The 4,801-nt window shown below is 68.3% G+C and carries 5 protein-coding genes and 1 pseudogene; all 6 read left to right on the top strand.

Annotated elements, in window-relative coordinates; translation table 11 throughout:
* Nucleotides 1–749: histone deacetylase family protein (locus tag CSW58_RS11165; RefSeq protein ID WP_099447339.1), on the top strand; the 749-nt coding region annotated here is incomplete at its 5' end.
* Nucleotides 750–807: 58 nt separating this feature from the next.
* Nucleotides 808–1,428, top strand: a complete 621-nt coding sequence (locus CSW58_RS11160; protein ID WP_099447338.1) for a histidine phosphatase family protein — start codon at nt 808–810, stop codon at nt 1,426–1,428.
* Nucleotides 1,429–1,493: 65 nt separating this feature from the next.
* Complete coding sequence (locus tag CSW58_RS11155) at nt 1,494–1,751, top strand: exodeoxyribonuclease VII small subunit (protein ID WP_099447337.1); 258 nt, start codon at nt 1,494–1,496, stop codon at nt 1,749–1,751.
* A complete protein-coding gene (locus CSW58_RS11150) occupies nt 1,751–2,101 on the top strand; it encodes a tRNA-binding protein (protein WP_099447336.1) in 351 nt (116 codons plus the stop codon). Before CSW58_RS11155 ends, CSW58_RS11150 begins: the two co-directional genes overlap by 1 nt.
* Complete coding sequence (locus CSW58_RS11145) at nt 2,098–2,982, top strand: polyprenyl synthetase family protein (protein WP_099447335.1); 885 nt, start codon at nt 2,098–2,100, stop codon at nt 2,980–2,982. The genes CSW58_RS11150 and CSW58_RS11145 overlap by 4 nt, the downstream gene beginning before the upstream one ends.
* Nucleotides 2,983–2,999: 17 nt before the next feature.
* Nucleotides 3,000–4,801: pseudogene (gene dxs, locus CSW58_RS11140) on the top strand (1-deoxy-D-xylulose-5-phosphate synthase); the annotation flags it as partial.

Raw genomic sequence — 4,801 nt, 5'->3', positions numbered from 1 at the left:
TTCATCCCCAGGCCTTTGTCGACAGGGTCTTCGCGGCGTCGCCCCAGACCGGAACCCGCAGCCTCGACCCCGACACCATCCTGTCGACCGGCAGCCTGACCGCGGCGCGTCGGGCGGCGGGGGCCGTGGCGGCGGCGGTGCGCGACGTGGCCGCCGGTCGCGCCGGGCGGGCCTTCTGCGCCGTGCGGCCGCCCGGACACCATGCCGAGCCCGGCACGGCCATGGGTTTTTGCCTGTTCTCCAACGTGGCGGTGGCGGCCCGGGTCGCCCAGGCGGCGGGCCTGCAGCGGGTGGCGATCATCGATTTCGACGTCCACCACGGCAATGGCACCCAGGCGGCGTTCGAACACGACCCGACGGTGTTCTTCGCCTCGATCCACCAGTCGCCGCTCTATCCCGGCACCGGCGACCCCAGCGAGATCGGGGTGGGCAATGTCGCCAACGCCATCGTCGCGCCGCACGCCTCGCGCGAATCCTGGCGCAAGGCCTTCGAGGGGCTGATGGTCCCGGTCGACGCCTTCGCCCCCGACCTGATCCTGGTGTCGGCAGGCTTCGACGCCCATCAACGCGATCCCCTTGCCGCGCAAAGCCTGGAGGCCGAGGACTTCGCCTGGGCGACCCGGGCCATCGTCTCGGTGGCCAACCGCCGGGCCAGGGGGCGTATTGTTTCCTCGCTCGAGGGCGGGTACGACCTAGAAGCGCTGGGCCGTTCGTCGGTCGCGCATGTTCGGGCGTTGCAGGAGGGCTAGAGGTCCGTTTTGGTCGCGTGGTGCGCGAACCTTCAAGGAACGGGCTTTACAGAAATCCATGGCCGACGCCCCTTTCGCCGACCAAGCTTCCGCATCTCTCGCGCCCCGGCCGGGCGTGATCAACCTTGCCCGCCATGGCGAACCGGCGCTCTCGCGCGCGGTGCGGTTCAACGCCCAGGCCTATGGCGCGTGGTGGGCGCTCTATGAGGAGGGCGGCCTGCTGCCGGGCCAGACTCCGCCGGCCTGCCTGATCGAGATCGCCCAGCGCGCCGGAGTGATCCTGTCATCGACTCGCCGTCGCTCGATCGAAACGGCGCAGGCGGTGCTCGGCGATCGCGACTTTCGTCCCGAGCTGATCTTCATCGAGGCTCCCTTGCCGCCGCCGCCCTGGCCGACCTGGATTCGGTTGTCGCCCCGGCACTGGGGCTTCTTCGCGCGCTTCTGGTGGTGGTTCTTCAATCACCATGACGGACAGGAAAGCCGGGCGCAGGCCGAGGTCCGCGCCGACGCCGCCGCCGACCTGCTGATCGCGCTGGCCGCCGAAGGGCAGGACGTCCTGCTGCTGGCCCATGGATTCTTCAACACCATGATCGGCCTGGCGCTGCAGAAGCGCGGCCTGAAGAAGACCCTCGATCAGGGCTTCAACTACTGGTGCGTCAAGCGTTTCGAGCGCGTCTGACGCCATCGGGCGTTGCCCGAGGCGCGGCCCGCCACTAGGGTGCGCCGGTTCTCCCCGGAGTAGAAATGTCCGAAGCCGCCATTCCCTCGCACGCCGATCTGTCGGGCCTCAGCTTCGAGGACGCCCTGTCGCAACTGGAGAAGATCGTCTCGGAGCTGGAGTCGGGCCAGGCCCCGCTCGAGCGCTCGATCGACATCTATGAGCGCGGCGCGGCCCTGAAGGCCCACTGCGAGAAGAAGCTGGAGGCCGCGCGGCTCAAGGTCGAGAAGATCGTCCTGGGGCAGGGCGGCGTGGTCGGCTCCGAGCCCGCCGAGTTCGCCTGATGGGTCAGGCCTCGTCGCAGATCGCCTTCGAGGATTTCGAGCGGGTCGATATCCGTATCGGCACGATCCTCATCGCCGAGGCCTTTCCCGAGGCCCGCAAGCCCGCCTTCAAGCTGACCATCGATTTTGGCCCGGCCATTGGGGTCAAGAAGTCCTCGGCCCAGGTGACCAAGCACTACGGCCTGGACGAACTGGTCGGCCGCCGCGTCGCCGCCGTCGTCAACTTTCCGCCGCGCCAGATCGGGCCGGTGATGTCCGAGGTCCTTTGCCTGGGCTTTCCCGACGCCGAGGGCGGCGTGGTGCTGGTCGATGTGGACCGCGACGTGCCCAATGGGGGGAAGCTGTTTTGATCGACCTCGAACGGCGCATCGTCCAGGCGGCCGACATCGTCACCGTGGCGCTCGACGAACTGCTGCCGCGCGCCGAAGGTCCCGAGAGCCGGCTGACTGAAGCGATGCGCTATGCGGCCCTGGGGCCCGGCAAGCGGTTGCGGCCGTTCTTCGCCCTGGAAACCGGCAAGATGTTCGACCTGCCCGAGCGTCCGGTCTTGCGGGCGGCCTGCGCCCTGGAATGCATCCACGCCTACAGCCTGGTGCATGACGACCTGCCGGCCATGGACAATGACGTCATGCGCCGCGGCCGCCCCACCGTGCACATCCAATATGACGAGGCCACCGCGATCCTGGCGGGCGACGCTCTGCAGACCGCCGCCTTCGAGATCATGGCCCATCCCGACACCCATGACGACGGCCATATCCGCGCCGAACTGGTGCGCAAGCTGGCCATCGCCTCGGGCGCCAAGGGCATGGTGGGCGGCCAGATGATCGACCTGCTGGGCGTGCGCGACGACCTGGGGGCCGTGGCCCGGATGCAGCGCCTGAAGACCGGCGCCCTGATCGCCTTCGCCTTCGAGATCCCGCTGATCATCGCCAGGGCCAAGTCGGAAGAACGCTCAGCCCTGATGGGCTTCGCCCAGGACCTGGGCCTGGCCTATCAGATCGTCGACGACATCCTCGACGAGGAGGGCGACGAGGCCGTGCTCGGCAAGGCGGCCGGCGGCAAGGACGCGGCCATGGGCAAGACCAACTATGTGACCCTGCTGGGCCTCGACGCCGCCAAGGATCGTGTCACCCTTCTGGCCGCTCAGACAAAATCCCACCTCGATATCTTTGGCGAACGGGCCGATCATCTGCGCCGCAGCGTTGATTTCGTGCTGGACCGCCGTAGCTGACAGCGCTTACTTCGGACATGTCTCTCGTGACCCCTCTTCTCGACAAGATCACTTCCCCCGCCGACACCCGCGATTTCAGCGTGGCCGAGCTCAAGCAGCTGGCGGCCGAGGTTCGCGCCGAAACCATCGATGCGGTCTCCGTCACCGGCGGCCATCTGGGCGCGGGCCTGGGCGTGGTCGAGCTGACCGTCGCCCTGCATCATGTCTATGAGACCCCCAAGGACATCCTGATCTGGGATGTCGGCCACCAGGCCTATCCGCACAAGATCCTGACCGGACGCCGCGACCGCATCCGCACCCTGCGCCAGGGCGGCGGACTGTCGGGCTTCACCAAACGTAGCGAGAGCGAGTACGATCCGTTCGGCGCGGCTCACGCGGCCACCTCGATCTCGGCGGCGCTCGGCTTCTGCGCGGCCCGCGACCAGAAGGGCGAGACCAACAAGGTCGTGGCCGTGATCGGCGACGGCTCGATGAGCGCCGGCATGGCCTATGAGGCGATGAACGCGGCGACCGACACCACCAAGCAACTCACCGTCATTCTCAACGACAACGACATGTCGATCGCCCCGCCGGTGGGCGGCATGAGCGCCTATCTGGCCAATCTCGTCTCGGGCGGCGCCTATCGCAAGGTGCGCAAGCTGGGCAAGACGGTGGTCGAGAAGCTGCCGACCCCGATGCGCGAAGCGGCCCGCAAGGCCGAGGAATATGCCCGCGGCATGGTCACCGGCGGCACCTTTTTCGAAGAGCTCGGCTTCTACTATATCGGCCCGATCGACGGCCACGACATGGACGCCCTGGTCTCGGTGCTGAAGAACGCCCGCGCGTTCGAGGACAAGCCGGTGCTGGTCCACGTCGTCACCCAGAAGGGCAAGGGTTATGCCCCGGCCGAGGGCGCGGCCGACAAGCTGCACGCCGTGGTCAAGTTCGACGTGGTCACCGGCCAGCAGCACAAGGCCGCCGCCGGGCCGCCCAGCTACACCAAGGTCTTCGCCCAGGAACTGATCAAGCAGGCCGAGCGCGACACCAGCATCGTCGCCATCACCGCCGCCATGCCCTCGGGCACCGGCCTGGACCTGTTTGCAAAGCGCTTCCCCGACCGCACCTATGACGTGGGCATCGCCGAGCAGCACGCGGTGACCTTCGCCGCCGGGCTCGCGGCCGACGGCATGAAGCCGTTCGCGGCGATCTATTCGACCTTCCTGCAGCGCGGCTATGACCAGGTCGTCCACGACGTGGCTATCCAGCGCCTGCCGGTGCGCTTCGCCATGGACCGCGCCGGTCTGGTCGGCGCCGATGGCCCCACCCACGCCGGCACCTTCGACATCGGCTTCATGGGGTCTCTGCCCGGCATGATCCTGATGGCGGCCGCCGACGAACTGGAACTGGCCCGGATGGTCGCCACGGCGGTTGAGATCGATGACCGCCCCAGCGCCTTCCGCTATCCGCGCGGCGAGGGGCTGGGCCTTGAGCTGCCGGTCGGTTGCGCAGAGCCGCTGGAAATCGGCAAGGGCCGGATCGTTCGCGAGGGGACGAGCGTCGCCATCGTCTCGTTCGGCACGCGTCTGGGGCGAGGCTCTGAAAGCCGCCGACCTGTTGGCGGCCCGCGGCCTGTCGGCCACGGTCTGCGACGCCGCGCTTCGCCAAGCCGCTGGATATCGACCTGCTACTGCGCCTGGCCCGCGAGCACGAGGCGATCGTCACCGTGGAAGAGGGCGCCATGGGCGGCTTCGGCGCCTTCGTGTTGCAGGCCCTGGCCACGCACGGGCCCTGGATCGCGGCCTGAAGATCCGCACCCTGACCCTGCCCGACGTCTTCCAGG

This window comes from Caulobacter sp. B11 (assembly GCF_002737765.1).
Lineage (GTDB): Bacteria > Pseudomonadota > Alphaproteobacteria > Caulobacterales > Caulobacteraceae > Caulobacter.
The sequence above is the reverse complement of the archived record's forward strand: the minus strand, read 5'-3'. Positions and strand labels throughout refer to the sequence as shown.

Excerpts from the sequence above, each read along its gene's own strand:
- CSW58_RS11160 (WP_099447338.1), top strand. The coding sequence starts at position 808 with ATGGCCGACGCCCCTTTCGCCGACCAAGCTTCCGCATCTCTCGCGCCC.
- CSW58_RS11155 (WP_099447337.1), top strand. The coding sequence starts at position 1,494 with ATGTCCGAAGCCGCCATTCCCTCGCACGCCGATCTGTCGGGCCTCAGC.
- CSW58_RS11150 (WP_099447336.1), top strand. The coding sequence starts at position 1,751 with ATGGGTCAGGCCTCGTCGCAGATCGCCTTCGAGGATTTCGAGCGGGTC.